Here is an 18914-nt window from a genome sequence, read left to right on the forward strand (position 1 = left end):
GCGGGCAGCCGCCGCTCTCAGCCGCCGTCGGCCAGGGGCTCAGTCGTCGCTGTCGATGAGGGGAAGCGGAACCTGGGAACGGCCCAGCAGGCCCTCGACCGGGTCGAGGCCGAGGTGGGTGAAGGCGGCCGGGGTCGCGATGCGCCCCCGGGGGGTCCGGGCGAGCAGACCGGCCCGGACCAGGAACGGCTCGGCCACCTCCTCGACCGTGTCCGGCTCCTCCCCCACCGCCACCGCCAGGGTCGCCAGACCCACCGGGCCGCCGTTGAAGCGGCGTACCAGCGCCTCCAGCACCGCCCGGTCCAGCCTGTCCAGACCGAGTGCGTCCACGTCGTAGACGCGCAGGGCGGCCTGGGCGACCTCACGGGTGACGACTCCGTCCGCCCGCACCTCGGCGTAGTCACGCACCCGTCGCAGCAGTCGGTTGGCGATCCGGGGGGTTCCGCGTGACCTGCCGGCGACCTCTGCCGCGCCGTCGCCGGTGATGTGCACACCGAGCAGCGCCGCTGACCGGACCAGCACATCGATCAGCTCGTCGGTGTCGTAGAAGTCCATGTGGGCGGTGAAACCGAACCGGTCGCGCAGCGGCCCGGTGAGCAGACCGGAGCGGGTGGTCGCGCCGACGAGGGTGAACGGGGCGATGTCCAGCGGGATCGCGGTGGCGCCGGGGCCCTTGCCCAGCACGACGTCGACCCGGAAGTCCTCCATCGCGGCGTAGAGCAGCTCCTCGGCCGGGCGCGCGATGCGGTGGATCTCGTCGAGGAAGAGCACCTCGCCCGGGGCCAGCGCGGTGAGGATCGCCACGAGATCCCCCGCCCGTTCGACCGCCGGCCCGCTGGTCATCCGCAGCGGGACCGCCATCTCCCGAGCAATGATCATGGCCAGGCTGGTCTTGCCGAGCCCCGGCGGCCCGGACAGCAGGACGTGGTCGGGCGGACGCGCCCGGGCCCGCGCCCCCTCAAGCATGATCATAAGCTGTTCGCGGACCTTCTGCTGGCCGATGAACTCCGCTAGCGTCCCCGGCCGCAGGCCCGCCTCAAAGGCACGCTCCTGCGGTTCGGCCACCGGCGAGACCAGACCCTCGACGTCCATCCAGCCGCCCTTACCGAGGCCGCAGGGCGGCCAGCGCCCGACGCAGCAGCACGCCTACGGGATCCGGTGTCTCGGCACGGCCGCTGCCCGCCCGGCCGGTGCCGGCGCCGTTGGCCCGTGGGTCACCGGGGCCGTCACGGCCCGCGCGGCTGCCCGGCCCGGCATCGCCGTGGCCGTTGCCGGCCGGGACCGTGGCCAGGGCATCCGCCCCGGTGGTGGCCAGGGGATCGGACAGGGAATCGGCCAGCGCGGCGGCCAGCGCGTCGTCGGCCTCCCGCGCGGTGTAGCCGAGCCCGAGCAGCGCGAGGCGGACCTGCTCGCCGGCGGTGACACCCGTGCCCGCGGCCGGCGCGGCACCGTCACCGCCGGCCCCGCCCACACCCACACCGCCATCCCCCGCGGCCGGCGCCGGTACGGGCGGGCCGAGCCTGTCCCTGAGGTCGAGGACGATGCGCTGCGCGCCCTTGCGACCGATGCCGGGCACCTTCGTCAGAGCCGCGAGATCCTCCGCCGCGACCGCGCGGCGCACGCTGTCCGGACTGTGGACGCCGAGCACGGCCTGGGCGAGCCGGGGGCCGACCCCGGAGGCGCTCTGCAGGGTTTCGAAGACGTCGCGCTCGTCGGCGTCGGCGAAACCGTAGAGAGTCAGCTCGGTCTCCCGGACGACCAGCGTGGTGACCAGCCGTGTCTGCTGCCCGACCCGCAGCCCGGCCAGGGTCGCGGGGGTGCACTGGACGAGCAGCCCGACCCCGCCCACCTCGACCACGGCGGCATCGGGCGACAGGGCGGCAACCGTCCCGGCCACGGACGCGATCACCTGAGGCTCCTGCCGGCGGCCGCGGCAGCCTGCCTGGCGGCCCGCATCCGGGCGAGCGCCGGCCCTCGCGACAGGTGGCACAGCGCAAGGGCCAGGGCGTCGGCGGCGTCGGCCGGGCGTGGCGGGTCGGACAGCCCCAGCAGACGGCTGACCATGAAGGTGACCTGGGCCTTGTCCGCCCGGCCGCTTCCGCTGACCGAGGCCTTCACCTCGCTGGGGGTGTACAGCGCGACCGGCAGGCCACGGCGGGCCGCGCTGACGATCGCCACCGCCCCGGCCTGCGCGGTACCCATGACCGTCCGGACGTTGGCCTGGCTGAACACCCGCTCGACCGCGACCGCGTCGGGGTGGTGACGGTCCAGCCACTCACCGAAGCCGCGTTCGAGTGCCCACAGCCGGGCGGAGACGTCATCGGCGGCGGGCGTACGCAGCACGCCGACCTCGACCAGCGACGTCTGCTGACCCGGCCCGCCGTCGACAACCCCGAGACCGCAGCGGGTAAGCCCCGGATCGACCCCCAGCACCAGCACCGGCACCCTCCACGACCAGCTAGCTCGTCGACTGTCGTCACGACCGTCCGTCGGACATCGCGACCGCCGGATTACCCGGGACCGCCGGCCACCGGCGGNCCGGCCACCGGCGGTTCGCCACGATTGTGGCACGTCTGAACGCCTGTTCGAGTGCAGCGACACGCCTACCCGGGCGCCGGCCCGGCAAACATCGCCGGCCGGCCGGGCAGCAGCCCGGCAGACACCCACCGCTGGCGGCCGGCGTCAACTGGCTGTCCGCAACGCCACCCGCGGCCGTCGGCCGGGCACAGATCAGCATATGGTGAGATGACCGGCAATGCCCCGCGAAGATCGCCGGTGCCCCGCCGGACAAGCGGGAGATGCCACCGAAAAGCGCCGGGAATGTGGGAAATGAGGTCCGCAATGGGCTCCGATGCCGCCGCCGGCACCGAGCCGGTCGGGCTGACCGAGCCGACCAGGCCGACCGGGCTGACCGCCGGGCCGGCGGCCGAACACGGCGACGGACAGGTGCCGCGTGCGCGCCGGTCGGACCAGACGCGCCACGTCCGCCTCGATGCCGGTGACGTGGAGCTGTCCGGGCTGCTGGCCGAGCCTGACGGCCCGCCGCGGGCCGTCATCGTCGGCCTGCCCGGTGGGGGGCTGCGCGCGTCCTACTTCCACGGCCGGGCGCATCCGGACCTGTCCCTACTGACCCTCGGCACGGCCCTCGGGTTCAGTGTGCTGGCGCTGGACCGGCCCGGCTACGGCGCGTCGGCGGGGCTGAAGGCCACCCACCAGACGCTGGCCGCGCAGACCGCCGCCACCTGGCGGGCGCTGGAGACGTTCACGGCATCCCACGCCGCGGGGGCGGGCCTGTTCCTGATCGGCCACTCGTTCGGCACGATGCTGTCGGTGTCGCTCGCCGCGGACGAACGCGGCGAGCGCCTGCTCGGTCTCGACGTCTCCGGGGTGGGAGCCCGGTACCGTGACGGTCTGTGGCCGCCGCGGATCCCCGCTGACAGCAGCGTCGCCGAGATCCACCGGGAGCATGCCCTCGCGGCCCGCAAGCTGTTCTGGGGGCCGGAGTCCCTGTACCCGCCCGGCACGTTCGTCCTGGGGACGGTACCGACAGCCGGCGTGCCGGCCGGCGAGGCATCCGATGCCGCGAAGTGGCCGCAGAAGCTGCCCCTGCTGGGTCCGCGGGTGCGGGTGCCGGTCCGTTGGACGCTTGCCGACCACGAGTCCTGGTGGCACCTTGACGAGGCGACGGAGACCGAACTGCGGGCCGCTTTCAGCGCCGCGCCGCGCTTCGAGCTGGTCCGGCAGCGCGGCGCGGGCCACAACATCAGCCTGGGGTGGGCGGCCCGCTCCTACCACCTGCGGGCGCTGTCCTTCGCCGAGGAGTGCATCCGCGACCGGAACACGGGCTGACCCCCGTCCCGAGCTGACCCCCGTCCCGAAACGACGAACGCCTCAGAACGACACACGCCTCGAAACGGGGCACATACCCACCACGCGAACAACACCGGTCCGTACGGCGGCACCAGAAGTCACGGTAACGCCGACGGCGCCAGGGAGCCGGTCAGGAGCCGGTCAGGCCGAGACCAGCTCCATGATCTCGTCGGAGATGTCGGCGTTGAACCAGACGTTCTGGACGTCGTCGAGATCCTCGAGTGCCTCGACGAGCTTGAGGACCTTGCGGGCGGCCTCCTCGTCCAACGGCACGCTGACGCTGGGCAGCCAGGACAGGTCCGCCGAGGCCACCGTGAGCCCCGCGTCGGTGGCCGCGACGCGCACCGCGTTGAGGTCCGTGGCCTCCGAGACGACCTCGAACGCGTCGCCGAGGTCGTTGACCTCCTCCGCGCCGGCGTCGAGCACCGCGGTCAGGACGTCGTCCTCACCGAGCTCGGGGGTCTTCGTGACGAGGACGACGCCCTTGCGGTTGAACAGGTAGGACACCGACCCTGGATCGGCGACGCTGCCGCCGTTGCGGGTGATGGCCACCCGGACGTCCGAGGCGGCCCGGTTGCGGTTGTCGGTCAGGCACTCGACCAGCACGGCCACCCCGTTCGGCGCGTACGCCTCGTAGGTGATCTCCTCATAGCTGGCCCCGCCGGCGAGCTCGCCCGACCCCCGCTTCACGGCGCGGTCGATGTTGTCGTTCGGTACCGACTGCGACTTCGCCTTGGCAATGGCGTCCGCGAGCGTCGGGTTCCCGGCCGGGTCCCCGCCACCGGTCTTGGCCGCCACCTCGACCGTCTTGATCAGCTTCGCGAACAGCTTGCCGCGGCGCGCGTCGATGACGGCCTTCTTGTGCTTGGTGGTCGCCCACTTGGAGTGACCGCTCATGCCGTGCCCCTCACCTGTCCCCGCTCCTGTCTGCCACCTGTGCCCTGCATGGATACACCCTGTGCCGATATGCCCCGTACGCCCTGCACACCCTGTGTGCCCCGTACGGCCCGCATGCCTCGCGCATCCTCCACCATGCCGACGAACAGTTCGTGTATCCGCCCGTCGCCGGTGAGCTCCGGATGGAACGCGGTCGCCAGTACGCCCGCCTGGCGGACCGCGACAATCCTGTCACCGACCCTACCGAGCACCTCGACCTCGTCCCCGATCTTCTCCACCCAGGGTGCCCGGATGAAGACCGCCCGGACCGGGCCGCCGGCGACACCGGTGATGTCGATCTCCGCCTCGAACGAGTCGACCTGGCGGCCGAACGCGTTGCGCCGCACAACCACGTCCAGCCCGCCCAGCAGCGGCTGGCCGGGCCTGCCGTCCAGGACGTCCCTGGCCAGCAGGATCATGCCCGCGCACGACCCGAACACCGGCAGCCCGGCCGCGATCGCGTCCCGCAGCGGCTCCAGCAGCTCGAACACCCGCAGCAGCCGGCCGATCGTGGTGGACTCGCCGCCGGGCAGCACCAGCCCGTCGAGGGCGCCCAGATCGGACGGCCGGCGCACCTCGACAACCTGGACGCCGAGCGCGGCCAGCGCCCGGGAATGCTCGCGGACGTCACCCTGCAGAGCCAGCACGCCCAGCCGCGCCGCGCCGGTCCTCGCCTGTGCCGGAGGCGTCCAGGGGCCGCTCACCATCCGCGGTCGGCGAAGCGGTCCGCGGGCGCGAGATCGCTGACGTTGATGCCGACCATCGCCTCGCCGAGGCCGCGGGAGACCTTCGCGATGACGTCGGGGTGGGCGTACATGGTGGTGGCCTCGACGATCGCCCGGGCGCGCCGTGCCGGGTCACCGGACTTGAAGATGCCCGAGCCGACGAACACGCCGTCCGCCCCCAGCTGCATCATCAGGGCGGCGTCCGCGGGCGTCGCGATACCACCGGCGGTGAACAGCACGACCGGCAGCGCGCCGAGCCGCGCGACCTCGGCGACCAGTTCGTAGGGGGCGCGCAGTTCCTTGGCCGCGGCGAAGAGCTCGTCGCCGGGCAGCGCGGACAGCCGCGCGATCTCCGCCCGGATCGTGCGCATGTGCACGACCGCGTTGGACACCTCGCCGGTGCCCGCCTCACCCTTCGACCGGATCATGGCCGCGCCCTCGCCGATCCGGCGCAGCGCCTCCCCCAGGTTGGTCGCGCCGCACACGAACGGGACGGTGAACCGCCACTTGTCGATGTGGTGGTGCGGGTCGGCCGGGGTGAGAACCTCGGACTCGTCGACGTAGTCGACCCCCAGCTCCTGGAGCACCTGGGCCTCGACGAAGTGGCCGATGCGTGCCTTGGCCATCACCGGGATCGACACCGCCTCGATGATCGACTCGATCATCTCCGGGTCGCTCATCCGGGAGACTCCGCCCTGGGCACGGATATCGGCGGGAACCCGCTCCAGGGCCATCACGGCGACGGCGCCGGCCTCCTCGGCGATCCGGGCCTGCTCGGCCGTGACCACGTCCATGATCACACCGCCCTTGAGCATCTCCGCCATGCCCCGCTTGACCCGGGCCGTGCCCACGTGGGCGCCGTCTGCCGCGCCGGCCGCGCCGGGCAGCGTGGCCGTGGGCACGGATCCGTGGTCCGGTCCGTGGCCCCGCGAAGCGGGCTCGGCAGCGGTCAGACCCTCGGACATGGCATGCCTCTCTGTACACAGACGGGACCGGTGCAGGAATTCGGTCCACGGCGAACATCCCAGCTGGGCCGGACGCCGACAAACCGCGGCTTCCACGAGCGGAGCACGTCGGACACACGACAGTCAGCCCGGACGGAAGACATCCCATCCTACGACCGGAAGCACCTACCGGACGGGATGGCGATTACGATCGACAACACAGAAGAGCTTACGGTGTAAACTTGGACATATTGCCATCAGACACATCGCTATCATACGTACTGCCGTCGCGCCTGCCGCTGTCGCGCGCGATGCCGTCACGCGCAGGGCCGTCACGCGTGGTACTGGCGCGCCTGCCGTCCCCGTCACGGCCGTCGGCGCCGGCATGGTCGTTCCTGCCCCCGGTGTCACCACGCATCGGAAGCGCGTCGTCGATCTCGAAGTAGGTGGGCAGCGGCCTGCGCCCGGACAGTCGCAGTACCCGCACGATCCGTCTGGCCCGCAGTGCCCGCACGTCGCGTACGGCGTCGTTGTGCAGTTGACGGGCGAGCGCGACCCGGGCGGCGGCAACATCCACCGCGTGCAGGGCGTCCGGCGCCCGGTCCGCCGTCGCCGTGACCCCCGGCGAGCGCAGGGCCCGGCTGAGGCTGTTCTCCGCAGTCTCGGTGTCGCTGTCCAGCGGGCCGCCCCCCGCGGGCCCCACCTGCGCGGCCCGGGCCCGCTCCACCGCCTCGCCCAGCTCCGTCAGCTCGCACCGCCGGGCCAGCTCCCCGGCCACCTCCACGCGCAGCGCCAGCTGGCTGATCAGTCCTGTCCGGGCGTCGTCCACCCGGACCGCCAGGCGGTCCAGCCGGCTGGCCAGCCAGGTCAGATAGGTGGCGATCGCCACCACGATCACGACCGTAACAACGACGAGGGTCACCTCGCGCAGCGTAGTGAACGTGGGGTGGGAGCGCGCCAGCTGGCATGAATCTCCTCACACCGGATGGCGGACCGCCGACCGCGGCCGATGTTGGCCCTCAGGCGCTGGCCCGTCAGGCGCTGTTCGCTGCCAGTGACACCGGCCTGTCGCCGGCGACCATCTCGTACACCCCGACGATCCGTTTCGCGATCACCGTCCAGTCGTAGGCGGCCACCACCGCCCGACCCCGCTCGGCCAGCCGCCCGCGCCGTGCGGGATCGGCCAGCAGGTCGGCGAGGGTGTGGGCGAGGGCAGTCGCGTCGCCGACCGGGAACAGCCGGCCGGCCTGGCCGTCGTCCAGGACCCGGCGGAAGGCGTCGATGTCGCTGGCCACCACCGGCACGCCCGCGGCCATCGCCTCCAGCAGGACGATGCCGAAGCTCTCCTGCCCCGTGTTGGGCGCGCAGTAGACCTCCCCCGAGCGGAACACCCGGGGCTTGTCCGCGTCGGAGACGAGCCCGAGCAGGTGGACGCGGTCGCGCAGACCCGGCTCGACCCGCTCGAGCACCGCCTCCCCGTCGCCGGGGCCGGCGACCAGCAGCCTGGCGTCGGCACGGCGTTCCATCAGCGCCGGCAGGGCCGCGAGCAGCACGTCCAGGCCCTTGCGCGGCTCGTCGATACGTCCGAGGAAGACGACCGTGGAACCGTTCGAGACCGGTTCGGGCAACGGGGCCGCCCGTTCGAAGGTGGGTATCGACACGCCGTTGGGGATGAGGATCGCGTCCACGCCGAGATGCTCGACGAGCGTGCGACGGGCCGCTTCGGACACCGCGATGCGGGCCCGGACCTTCTCCATGGACGGCTGCAGCGCCCCGTGCGCGGCTGTCAGGATCTTCGAGCGCGGGTTGGAGGTGTGGAACGTGGCGACGATCGGGCCGTCAGCGAGCATGCAGGCGAGCAGGCTGACGCTCGGCGCCGTCGGTTCGTGCACGTGCAGGACGTCGAAGTCGTGCTCGCGCAGCCACCGGCGTACCCGCGCCGCGGACACCGGCCCCATCAGCAGCCGGGCGACCGAGCCGTTGTAGGGCACCGGCACGGCGTGGCCGGCGTCCACCCCGTACGGCGGGAGCGCGCTGTCGTCGCCCACCGGCGTGATCACCGATACCTCGTGCCCGAGGGCGACCAGGGCCTCGGCGAGATCACGCACGTGGACCTGGACTCCGCCGGGAACGTCCCAGGTGTAGGGGCAGGCAAGGCCGATCTTCATGTTCTCGGCCCTGGCTCTGGCTCCGACCGCGGCGCCGGCTCCGACCGCGGCTGCGGTAGCTCCGTCTCCGTCGGTGTCGGCGTCTCCGTCGGTGCCGGTGTCCGCGTCGGCGTCTGCGGTGGCACGGCCGGTGGCTCGTCCCGCCAGATGCGCTGGAGCATGTGCCAGTCCGCGGGACGGGTGGCGATGCCCTCGGCGAAGGCGTCGGCCAGTGCCTGGGTCATCCGCGCCACGTCGGTGTGCGGCACCGCCGGGTGGATCCGCACGCCCCAGCCGTCCCGGTCGAACCAGAGCGTGGCCGGCAGCAGGGTCGCGCCGGTCCGCAACGCCAGGGTGGCCGGCCCCGGCGGCATCGTGGCCGTCGCGCCGAAGAACTCCACCGGCACGCCGTCCTCGGACAGGTCGCGGTCGGCCAGCAGGCAGACCGTGCCGCCCCCGCCGAGACGGTCGGCCAGCAGGTCGAAGGGGGGCCGCTCGCCCCCGGTCAGCGGGATGACCTCCATGCCGAGCGCCGAACGGAACCGGACGAACCGGTCGAACAGCGACGCCGGCTGGAGACGTTCGGCCACGGTCGTGAACGGTTCGCCGGTGGCGACCAGCCAGGCGCCGGCATGCTCCCAGTTGCCCATGTGCGGTAACGCGACAACGGTCCCGCGGCCGCTGGCGAGGGCGTCGCGCAGACGTGGCTCGTCCAGCATGTGCATTCCCCCGATGATCCGCTCACGGGAGATGTCCTGGAGGCGGAAGACCTCCAGCCAGTAACGCGCGTAGGACCGCACGGCCGCCCGGGTCAGCCGGTCGAGATCGGTGCCGGGCGGGGTGACACGGGCGAGGTTGGAGCGCAGTCGGTGCACCCCACGACCGTCCCGCCGTACGGCGACGTCGGCCACCGCCGTGAACACCGTGGCCGCCACCCGCTCGGGCAGCAGGCGGACCACCCGCCAGCCCGCCGCGTACGCCAGGTCGGTCATCCGCGCGCGGGACACCCAGGGCTCGGCTCCCAACCACGTCACCAACCAATCATGGTCATTCGCGCGCGGGACACCCGGTACGTGCCGTCAGCGGGCCCGCTGACCGGCGGTCGGTTCGGCCGGTGGGGCACCGGCAGCCGCGGACGCACCGGCGGCGCCGGCCGCCTGNNNCCGGCGGCGCCGGCCGCCTGCAGATACTGTCGACGCACATGAACGACACGCTGTGTCACCGTCAGGACGGTGGCGCCGGCAAGGAACCACAGCGCCGCCGGCAGCAGGTACGGCACGCCCAGGCCGTAGAGACCGGCCGCGACCAGGACGATCAGCAGGCGTTCGCCGCGTTCGGCGAACCCCACGTCACACCGCAGCCCGAGGCCCTCGGCCCGCGCCTTGACGTAGGAGGTGATCGAGCCGGCCACCAGGCTGATCAGGGCAGCCGCGCACAGTGGCAGCGAGTCACCGTCACCGGCGTACCACAGGATCAGCGAGCCGAAGATGGCGCCGTCCCCGACCCGGTCGGAGGCCGAGTCCAGGAACGCGCCCCACGGCGAGGAGATCCCGCGGGCCCGGGCGATCAGGCCGTCGAGCAGATCGGAGAAGACGAACAGCGTGATCACGAGGGTGCCGACGAAGAAGACCCCGCGGGTGAAGAAGCCCAGCGCGGCACCGCTGACACCGATGGTGCCGACGATCGTCACCACGTCCGGCGACACCGACGACCGGGCCAACCGCTCGCCCAGGGGATCGAGCACCCGTTGAATCTGCGGTCGCGCCTTGCTAGCGAGCATGTACGTCCCGTCGTGTACGTCCGGTGCTGTCCCTCACAGTACCGCTGTGACCATCGGCAACCCGTTCCTTGCCAGACCGACATGGGTTGTTCACATGCCGGCGGAGGGGGAACCTGTTCCCACGAGTTTTTCACAGCAGCTCACCGCTGACCGTCGGCACGACAACCGCCAACACCCGTCAACACGACAACCGTCGACACCACAACCAGTGACACCACAACCGTCGACGTCACAATCGTCGACCTGACAACAGCCGGACCGTTTCCTCCACCCACACAACCGTCACCACTGACACAACCACTCATGACGACGCGATCACGCGATCCGCCACCGGCCGCCCGGAGCGGATCGGCCCACCGCGTTCGTCCAGTCACCCAGGCGGGGTCCACTGGTTCAGCCCTCCCAGCCGCCCAGTGGCCGTCACCAGGGCCACCGGGTGGCCGTGTCACACCGGGGAGGCGTAGGTGAAAACAACCGCATGCAATGATCGTCCCGACCTCGAGCACCCGGCCGACGTACGCAACGTCATTCTTGTCGGCCACACCGGCGCGGGTAAGACGACTCTTGCCGAGAGCCTGCTGGCCGCGGCCGACGAGGGCGAGGCGGCGCAGGGCCGTCCCGCCCCGCCGCGGCACACCGATCACGACGATGCCGAGCACCGCCAGCGCACGATCAACCTGACTGTCCTGTCCACCACCCACCGGGGCATGCGGATCAACCTGCTGGACACCCCCGGGCTCGCCGACTTCATCGGCGACCTGCGCGCCGGGCTGCGCGGCGGGGACGCGGCCCTGTTCGTGGTCAGCGCCCTCGACGGCGTCGACGGCTTCACCCGGCTGCTGTGGGACGAGTGCGCCGCCGCCGGCACACCCCGGGCAATCGTGCTCACGAAGCTGGAACATCCCCGCGCCGACTTCGCCGCGACCGTAGCCACCTGCCAGAAGCTGTTCGGCCCGGGCGTGCTGCCGCTGTACCTGCCGGTACGCCTGCCAGCGGCGGACGGGCCCGCGCCGGGGCACGGCGGCTACCAGCTGATCGACCTGCTGTCCGCGGGTGGCGCCGTTCCCGGTGCCGTTTCCGCCGCCGGGAACGGCACCACCCGGCCGGCGGTCGCCGCCGCCCGCAGCGCCCTGATCGAAGGGATCATCGCCGAGAGTGAGGACGAGTCCCTGCTCGAGCAGTACCTCGCCGGGGAGCCACTGGCACCGGAGCTGCTGCTTCGCGACCTGGAGACAGCGGTCGCCCGCGGCCGCTTCCACCCGGTCCTGCCCGTTCTCGGCCCGGCCGGTGCCGTCGGCGGGAGCGGCGACATGCTCGGCGCCGCCGAGCTGCTGGACCTGTTCACCCGGGCGTTCCCGTCCCCCGCCGAACACCGCCTGCCGGTGAGCACCCGCCCTGACGGGTCGTCGGGGCCGTCGCTGTCGGCCGACCCGGACGGCCCGCTGGCCGCCGAGGTCATCCGGACCACGACCGACCCCTACGTCGGACGCATCTCACTGGTCAGGGTGTTCTCCGGGACGCTGCGCACGGACATGACCGTCCACGTCTGCGGGCACGGCCGGGCCGAACGCGGCCATCCCGACCACGACGACGACGGGCGGATCGCGGGGATCTCCCGGCCGGCCGGCCGCTCCGGGCAGCGGCCGGCGCAGGTCGTGCGGGCCGGTGACCTGTGTGTCGTGGCGAAACTGGCCACTGCGGAGACCGGTGACACCCTGTCCAGCCCGGACGACCCCATCCTGCTGCGGGCGTGGTCGATACCGCGGCCGCAGCTGCCCGTGGCGATCCGCGCGCGCACGAAGAGCTCGGAGGACAAGCTGTCGACCGCGCTGGCCCGCCTCGCCGCGGAGGACCCGAGCCTGACGGTGGAGTACGGCACCGAGACCGGCCAGCTCGTGCTGTGGTGCATGGGCGAGGCGCACAGCGACGTCGTCATCGAACGGCTGCGGGCCCGCTACGGCGTGGACGTCGACCGGGTGGCGCCGCAGGTGCCGCTGCGGGAGACGCTGCGCGGACCGGCGCGGGGCACCGGCCGGCACGTCAAACAGTCCGGCGGCCACGGTCAGTACGCGATCTGCCACGTCGAGGTGGAGCCGCTGCCGGCCGGCAGCGGCCGGGAGTTCGTCGACGAGGTGGTCGGCGGCGCGGTCCCCCGGCAGTTCATCCCCTCGGTGGAGAAGGGCGTGCTGCGCCAGCTCGACCTCGGGGTGGCGGCCGGCTATCCGCTCGTCGACATCCGGGTGCGGCTGGTGGACGGCAAGGCCCATTCGGTGGACTCCTCCGACATCGCCTTCCAGGCCGCCGGGGCGCTGGCGGTGAAGAACGCCGCTCGAGCCGCCGGGATCGTCCTGCTCGAGCCGGTGCTCGCCGTCTGCGTGCTCACCCCCGACGAGCACGTCGGCCCGGTTACCAGCGACCTCGCGGCGCGGCGCGGCCGGGTCGTCGGCATCGAGCCGGTCGGCGGTGGGCAGTCCAACGGGCAGGCAGCGCACGGGAGCACCGCGGGCCGGACCCTGGTGCGGGCCGAGGTGCCCGAGAAGGAGATGCTGCGGTACGCGGTGGACATCCGTTCACTGACCCAGGGCACCGGCACGTTCACCCGTGACAATCTGCGTTACGAACCGGTACCTGACCACCTCGCCGCCGAACACCTCGGCGACAGACCCGGCGAAACCGGATAGCACGGGGCCCGCATCCGTGGTGGGCCCGGATCAGCACCGGTTCGGGCCCCACCGCCGTGCCGCCCCCGAGCATCCCTTGGCGGGCACGGAAAAGCGGTCCACTTCCGACACGGCATCGGAACACGGCATCGGAACACGACGCCAGAACATGACACGGGGAAACGCGGTCCCGCGAAACACCGCGTCGGAAGAACGGCACCTGGGCGGCTGTGCACGGCACGGGAGAACCGTGCCGTGCACAGCCGCGGGGCCGGTGCCTATTCGGTTTCCTTCCACGCGGCGGCGGTGAGCTCGCGGGTCTGGCCCAGCAACGCGGGCAGGACTTTCGTGCCGCCCACGACCGGCATGAAGTTGGTGTCACCGCCCCAGCGAGGCACGACGTGCTGGTGGACGTGTTCGGCGATACCGGCACCCGCGACGACACCGAGGTTCATCCCGATGTTGAAGCCGTGCGCGCCGCTCGCCCGCCGCAACGCCCGCAGCGCGTGCTGGGTGAACAGGGCCATCTCGATGGTTTCGGCGTCCACCAGGGCGGCATAGTCCGGAATATGCCGGTACGGCACAATCATGAGATGCCCGGAGTTGTACGGGTAGAGATTAAGGACGGCGTACACGGTCTCGCCCCGGGCGACGACCAGCCCGTCCTCGTCCGACAGGGACGGGATCTCGCAGAACGGGCACTGCTGGTCGGCGGGCCGTTCCCCCTTGATGTACGCCATCCGGTGCGGTGTGTAGAGCCGGCGGAACGCGTCCGGGCTGCCGACGCCGGCCTGCGCCTCCAGAGAAACACCCTCCGGGGCGGTCGGAATCACGTCCACGAACTGCCCGTTCCCGTGTTGCCCGCGGGCAACGCGACGCTCACGGGCGGCATGCTCACAGGTGGCCTCGCAGATGGCGCGGTCATGGACCTGGGACCACCCTGGTGGTGTGTCACTGGCGGGGCCTCCCGATGCGTCCGGAAGCTGGCTGGGCACGCACGCCGGCCGGACAGGCTGAAGACGGCGCTTCCGCCAGCCTCGCCACGGCCCGCGCACTGATGTACATCTACCTACTCCGACCCGGGCACCGCGTCAAAACACCGCTACGCCCCAGGATGCCCGGTTGGACGCCGCGCCACCAGCCACGGGATGCGCACAGAGGCCAACCACAGGTCACCGCCTCGGCTGGCCACCCCGCGATCCCACATTATGATCGCTGACCTTCTCGTCAACCACAGGAGAGGTTGACGACGTGGGGGGGTCGCCGTCAACCTCTCCCCGGTAGCGTAAGCCGTTTCAAACCACGGCGCCCGCACTATGACCAGAATCATTCAGCGTGTCGCAGCCAGGACGCACCGTCACTTCTGCTTGCGCAACGTACCCGTTGCCGACCGTGGAACCACGGCAGGGTGGATAGGAGTTGTCCCCACAGTGACCAGGGACCCCGGCCCCGATCCCGGTGGGCCGACCGGGTCGGCTTCCGGAGGCGCCCCGGCCACGAAAGGCACATGATCGCGTTACCTTCGGCCCGCCGGGCACGCGCCGCCCCCGCGTCCCAGCGTCGGATGCGTACCGCGACCTGGGCCTGACGGATGCCGTGCCCCGACCCGCCGAACCGGGAGTAGACGATGACATCATCCCAGGCCAGAGCCGTCGACGACCCGGCGGAGAGCACGGACAAGGCCGAGAACGCGGGTGAGGCCGGGCATACGGGCAAGGCCCACAGCACGAACGCCGACAGCCCGAACAGGGCAGAGAGGGCGGGTGGGGCCGGGAGCGCAAGTGGGGCGCAGCCGGCCGACGCTCCCGGCGACGCGGTGGGCGGCGCGGCCGTCAGGCCTGGCCCGCATCCACCGGGCCCGAGCGGGCAGTCGCTGCGTACGGCGTACTCGTTCCTGACCAACCCGCTCGACCTGCTCATCAGGCTGCGCCACGAACACGGCCCGATCGTGCGCGGATCCCTGGGCCGTGGCACCGTCTACCTGGTCAACGACCCGGCCGCGGTGCAGGAGATCCTGGTGAGCTCCCAGCGGGTCTTCGCCAAGGGCTTCCGCAGAAAACGAATGCCGATCGACGAGGGAATACAGCCGCTGGCTCTTCTGCTGGGTTCCGGCCTGCTCACCAGCAGCGGCGAGCTGCACCGGGCCCGCCGGCGGCTCATTCAGCCGCTGTTCCACCGCCAGCGTATCGCCACGTACGGCGGAACATTCGCCAGACTGGCCGAGGAAACCATTTCCGGATGGTCCGACGGGCAACGGTTGGACATCCATGAGGAGATGACCGAGCTGACCCTCGGAATCGTCACCAGAACCGTTTTCGACCTGCCCCTGGACAGCGATCTCGTGCTGACGGTACGGCGGGCGATCGCGGCGAACATGGGCGTGTCACGTCGAGCGGTCATCCCCGGTAGCCGGTATCTGGAGAAAATACCGCTGCCCACGACGCTGCGGGCCCGTAACTCCCGCGCCGACCTCGACCGGCTGATCCGGGAAATAATCGCTGACCGCCGGCGCGAGGGGGCCGACGGCAACGACCTGCTGTCGCTGCTGCTGACAACCCGCGACGCCGAAACCGGCGCGCCGCTGGATGACGACGCCGTACGTGACGAAGCTCTGACGATCCTGCTCGCCGGCCACGAGACCACCGCGAACGCGCTCAGTTGGGCCTTCCACCTGCTCGGCAACGCCCCACAGGCGCGTGAGGCCCTGCACGCCGAACTCGACGAGGTCCTCGGCGACCGGCTGCCCACCCTGGACGACCTGCCCCGCCTCCCCTATACCCGCGCGGTGTTCACCGAGTCGATCCGACTGTACCCACCAGTCTGGATCATGTTCCGCCGAACGGTGGCGGACCACTCTCTCGGCGGCTACGACATCCCCGCGGGTTCGACGGTGCTGGTCAGCCAGTGGGTCATGCACCGCGACCCCGACTACTGGCCCGACCCCGACGGTTTCGTGCCACAACGCTGGCTGGAACCGTCCCCGACGTCATCCCCCGCAGACGAAACGCAACCGTCCGCGACGGGGCCAGCCAGCGAGCCACGCTCAACGGCCACCCGTCCGAAGTACGCGTTCTTCCCGTTCGGTGGCGGTAGCCGTCAGTGCATCGGCAACACGTTCGCCGAACTCGAGGCCGCAATCGTCCTGGCCACAGTCTGCCGACGCTGGCACCTGGAGCCGACCCTCGGCCATTCCGTGACCCCGCTCCCCCGCGTCACCCTGCGCCCCCGTGCCGGTGTCCCCGTAATCGCCCACCGCCGCAACCCCTGAGCCACAAACCACACCCACAAACCACAGGCGTGCGCCGGCCCTCTCACCCCGGCACACGCCCCCCAAAAATCATCCAAAGGGCGCAAACATGCCAAACCGCCCCTCAGAGACCCACCCTCGAGCAAGTACAAAACCACCCAAATGGCAACAAACAACCAAAACCGATACCGCGAAGCCGCCCAAAGGGCGGCGAGCAATCAGAACCGACGCCCCGAAGCCGCCCAAAGGGCGGCGAGCCCCAGAAAGCCGGATCGACCAGGCCCGCCAACCGGGGGCCCCATGGCCACCCCCACCATAGAACCGTGGGGGCTCCGGGGGCTCGGCCCCCGGGCAGGCATCGCGGCCCCGGCGAAGCCGCCCCAAGGGCGGCAAGCAAGGAGGACCAGCGCGTGGGCGTACGTGGTTTCGAACCACGGACCTCTGCCGTGTGAAGGCAGCGCTCTACCACTGAGCTATACGCCCTGGAGACGCATGAAGCTTACTACGTCGTTGCGGTGGGTCGGGCGGGGTGGCCGTCAACGCCGTCCCAACAAGGTGGGGGCTGCTGGGGCGGCGGAGGGGTGCGGGGCGTCCGATGCGGCCTGTCCGCTGTGACCCATGATGTCGGTCACATCAGGGCTTGCGGAGCGAGGTTTCGTCGGTCACGATCCGAACACAACTCGCCCCGATTGGGACGAGCGAGGGAGGGGTAGACCCCATCTCATCAGGCACGACAGCACTTGCAATGCGAATACGAAGGGTAATCGACCTACGGGGGTTCCGCCACATGACGCTCATTGACCCAGGCGGCCACGGATGGGCTGCGCAGCCGTCTCCGACGGACGGCTGCGGTCCGTGTACCTGCGCCATGCCGGGCAACTCTCCCGAACCGGCGTAACGGATGTTCAAGTCGCATAACCTTGTTTCCAACGAGCCTCAAAGAGGGAACCATCTCGTTACACGGGTGCTCGCCCGAACCACCGCAGCACTGAGAGGCCGCCCGATGACAATTCGTCACGATTCCATCACAGCAGAACTCGCACTTCGGCTCGTCGTTCCTGGTGGAGCGCCCGTCCCGGTGGCGGCGACGATGCGCTACGAACCGGCGGATCCCTACGCGGTCAGCATCGGGTTCCGTACCGGCGCGGACGAGGTTGTCGAGTGGACGTTCGCTCGCCAACTGCTCAGCGACGGCGTCCGGCGACCGGCCGGGGACGGCGACGTGCAGGTGTGGCCGGCGGCCCAGTCCGGCGGGCGGATCGTCTGCCTGTCGCTGTCCAGTCCCTCCGGCCACGCGCTGTTCGAGATGCCGCGGTCCGAGGTGCTGTCGTTCCTGCGCCGCACCTACTCGGTGGTACCTCTCGGCGGGGAAAGCGAAGTCGTCGATCTGGACGCGGAGCTCGCGCTGCTCATCTGGGGTGGCCCGCAGACGTGACATCGCCCAGGCCGGGGCACCCGGTGTCGTCCCGGCCTGACCATCGCGCCTGACGACCACACCAGGACGCCTGACAGCACGGATCCCACGGATCCCGCCGACGCGAATCCTGCCGATCTTCGCAGATCCTCCAGGTGGTCGATGCACCCTGCCGGCCAGGTGGACCCGCCCGGCGGCAGACCGCCCGGACCGGTCCCGTAGCCGGTCACCGAGCGGAAGCCGCCCGAGCACGATCGAATCGGACCGAGCGGCGTCCACACCGGACGCCGTCAGTCACAGAAGGTCATAGCCGCAGGCCGTTCAAGTAATTCCGCTGGTAATTCCACGTGGCGTCCACGGGCTCTGTCAGGTCGGGACGGACGAACAGATCCTCAGCAGCCGTTCGGCCTTGAGCTCCGTTTCACGCCATTCTCCTTCCGGGTCACTGCCCCAGGTGATTCCGGCGCCGGAACCGAAACACAGCCGGCCGGCCGCGAACCAGAACGTCCGGATACCGACCGCGAGTTCACCCAGCCCCCGGTCGGCGTCGACCCAGCCGACAGCGCCGCAGTACGGCCCGCGCGCCACCGGCTCCAGATCCCGGATGACCCGCAACGCGCTCAGTTTCGGAGCGCCCGACACCGACCCGGGCGGGAAGCTCGCGGCGAACAGCTCGGGCCAGCCGACATGCGGCCGCAGCCGCGCCTCGACGGTGGACACCAGATGCACCAGGCCCGGATGGGCCTCGAGCGCGCACAACGCCGGGACGCTCACCCCGCCCGGGCAGGCAACCCGGCCGAGATCGTTACGCACCAGATCGACGATCATGATGTTCTCGGCGATGTCCTTCTCCAACAGGTCCGCCGCGACCCGGCCCGTTCCCTTGATGGGCCCCGAGCGCACCACGTCGCCCCGGCGTGACAGGAACAGCTCCGGGGACGCGCTGATCACCCGGATGTCCGCCTCCGGGACATACATCACGGCCGCGTACGGCGCCGGGTTGCCGCGCGCCAACGCCACCCCGAGAGCCGCGATCGCCTCACCGCTCACGGCGGCCATCGGCACGGACAACACTCGGCACAGATTGACCTGATAGACCTCGCCGGCGGCGATCTCGGCGCGGATACGCCGCACGCCGGCGACATAGCCGTCCCGATCCAGGCTGCTCGTCCACCCGTCGCGGGGCGGGCC

The 18914-nt window shown here is 71.4% G+C and carries 15 protein-coding genes, 1 tRNA gene and 1 pseudogene; 4 read left to right on the plus strand and 13 right to left on the minus strand.

All coding sequences use genetic code 11. The annotated features are described in order from the left end of the window. Positions 1 to 39: 39 nt before the first annotated feature. From ruvB to ruvC, 3 genes are read right to left on the minus strand one after another with little or no spacing between them, the layout of a single operon-like run. Positions 40 to 1092 (minus strand): Holliday junction branch migration DNA helicase RuvB, encoded by a 1053-nt coding sequence (ruvB, locus tag FrCorBMG51_RS10120; protein ID WP_047222832.1) that lies wholly within the window; start codon positions 1090 to 1092, stop codon positions 40 to 42. A gap of 10 nt (positions 1093 to 1102) precedes the next feature. Continuing rightward, on the minus strand, positions 1103 to 1909 hold the full coding sequence (gene ruvA / locus FrCorBMG51_RS10125; RefSeq protein WP_047222833.1) for a Holliday junction branch migration protein RuvA: 807 nt from the start codon (positions 1907 to 1909) through the stop codon (positions 1103 to 1105). Next, on the minus strand, positions 1906 to 2439 hold the full coding sequence (ruvC, locus tag FrCorBMG51_RS10130) for a crossover junction endodeoxyribonuclease RuvC (protein ID WP_047222971.1): 534 nt from the start codon (positions 2437 to 2439) through the stop codon (positions 1906 to 1908). Before ruvC ends, ruvA begins: the two co-directional genes overlap by 4 nt. A gap of 402 nt (positions 2440 to 2841) precedes the next feature. Here ruvC and FrCorBMG51_RS10135 point away from each other — a divergent pair, with 402 nt between their 5' ends. Next, complete coding sequence (locus tag FrCorBMG51_RS10135; RefSeq protein ID WP_200902401.1) at positions 2842 to 3849, plus strand: alpha/beta hydrolase; 1008 nt, start codon at positions 2842 to 2844, stop codon at positions 3847 to 3849. 162 nt (positions 3850 to 4011) lie between these two features. On the opposite strand, the gene FrCorBMG51_RS10140 is transcribed toward FrCorBMG51_RS10135, so the two are convergent. The 7 genes and pseudogenes from FrCorBMG51_RS10140 to pgsA all read right to left on the minus strand — a co-directional run bounded on the left by FrCorBMG51_RS10140 (position 4012) and on the right by pgsA (position 10402). Further along, the gene (locus tag FrCorBMG51_RS10140; RefSeq protein ID WP_047222834.1) at positions 4012 to 4767 is read right to left on the minus strand and encodes a YebC/PmpR family DNA-binding transcriptional regulator; all 756 of its coding nucleotides are present in this window, start codon (positions 4765 to 4767) and stop codon (positions 4012 to 4014) included. A gap of 101 nt (positions 4768 to 4868) precedes the next feature. Further along, positions 4869 to 5513, minus strand: a pseudogene (gene pdxT, locus FrCorBMG51_RS10145) (pyridoxal 5'-phosphate synthase glutaminase subunit PdxT); the annotation flags it as partial. Further along, entirely contained in the window at positions 5507 to 6496 is a 990-nt protein-coding gene (gene pdxS / locus FrCorBMG51_RS10150; protein ID WP_047222835.1) for a pyridoxal 5'-phosphate synthase lyase subunit PdxS, read from the minus strand. The pseudogene pdxT and the gene pdxS, both read right to left, overlap by 7 nt. A 208-nt stretch (positions 6497 to 6704) precedes the next feature. After that, positions 6705 to 7397 (minus strand): hypothetical protein, encoded by a 693-nt coding sequence (locus FrCorBMG51_RS10155; RefSeq protein ID WP_047222836.1) that lies wholly within the window; start codon positions 7395 to 7397, stop codon positions 6705 to 6707. Between the two features lie 112 nt (positions 7398 to 7509). Next, the gene (locus FrCorBMG51_RS10160; protein ID WP_047222837.1) at positions 7510 to 8643 is read right to left on the minus strand and encodes a glycosyltransferase family 4 protein; all 1134 of its coding nucleotides are present in this window, start codon (positions 8641 to 8643) and stop codon (positions 7510 to 7512) included. Beyond that, positions 8640 to 9614 (minus strand): phosphatidylinositol mannoside acyltransferase, encoded by a 975-nt coding sequence (locus FrCorBMG51_RS10165; protein WP_235433492.1) that lies wholly within the window; start codon positions 9612 to 9614, stop codon positions 8640 to 8642. Before FrCorBMG51_RS10165 ends, FrCorBMG51_RS10160 begins: the two co-directional genes overlap by 4 nt. Positions 9615 to 9652: 38 nt before the next feature. Beyond that, the gene (gene pgsA / locus FrCorBMG51_RS10170) at positions 9653 to 10402 is read right to left on the minus strand and encodes a phosphatidylinositol phosphate synthase (RefSeq protein WP_086055364.1); all 750 of its coding nucleotides are present in this window, start codon (positions 10400 to 10402) and stop codon (positions 9653 to 9655) included. A 464-nt stretch (positions 10403 to 10866) separates the two neighbouring features. On the opposite strand from pgsA, the gene FrCorBMG51_RS10175 reads away from it, so the two are divergent. Next, positions 10867 to 13083 carry an elongation factor G-like protein EF-G2 gene (locus FrCorBMG51_RS10175; RefSeq protein ID WP_047222838.1) on the plus strand — a complete coding sequence of 739 codons (2217 nt, stop codon included), beginning with the start codon at positions 10867 to 10869 and terminating at the stop codon, positions 13081 to 13083. A gap of 257 nt (positions 13084 to 13340) precedes the next feature. On the opposite strand, the gene FrCorBMG51_RS10180 is transcribed toward FrCorBMG51_RS10175, so the two are convergent. Further along, positions 13341 to 13901, minus strand: coding sequence for an HIT family protein (locus FrCorBMG51_RS10180; protein ID WP_047222839.1), 561 nt, complete (start codon positions 13899 to 13901; stop codon positions 13341 to 13343). A 788-nt stretch (positions 13902 to 14689) separates the two neighbouring features. Between FrCorBMG51_RS10180 and FrCorBMG51_RS10185 the strand changes: the two genes are divergently transcribed. Further along, positions 14690 to 16330, plus strand: a complete 1641-nt coding sequence (locus tag FrCorBMG51_RS10185; RefSeq protein ID WP_047222840.1) for a cytochrome P450 — start codon at positions 14690 to 14692, stop codon at positions 16328 to 16330. A 390-nt stretch (positions 16331 to 16720) separates the two neighbouring features. Here the strand turns inward: FrCorBMG51_RS10185 and FrCorBMG51_RS10190 are convergent. Further along, a tRNA-Val gene (locus tag FrCorBMG51_RS10190) sits at positions 16721 to 16792 on the minus strand. 520 nt (positions 16793 to 17312) lie between these two features. Between FrCorBMG51_RS10190 and FrCorBMG51_RS10195 the strand changes: the two genes are divergently transcribed. Further along, positions 17313 to 17744, plus strand: coding sequence for an SsgA family sporulation/cell division regulator (locus FrCorBMG51_RS10195; RefSeq protein WP_013873844.1), 432 nt, complete (start codon positions 17313 to 17315; stop codon positions 17742 to 17744). Positions 17745 to 18089: 345 nt separating this feature from the next. Here the strand turns inward: FrCorBMG51_RS10195 and FrCorBMG51_RS10200 are convergent, their stop codons facing one another. Next, a complete protein-coding gene (locus FrCorBMG51_RS10200) occupies positions 18090 to 18857 on the minus strand; it encodes a chorismate-binding protein (RefSeq protein WP_235433467.1) in 768 nt (255 codons plus the stop codon). Positions 18858 to 18914: the final 57 nt, after the last annotated feature.

This window comes from Protofrankia coriariae (assembly GCF_001017755.1).
Taxonomy (GTDB): domain Bacteria; phylum Actinomycetota; class Actinomycetes; order Frankiales; family Frankiaceae; genus Protofrankia; species Protofrankia coriariae.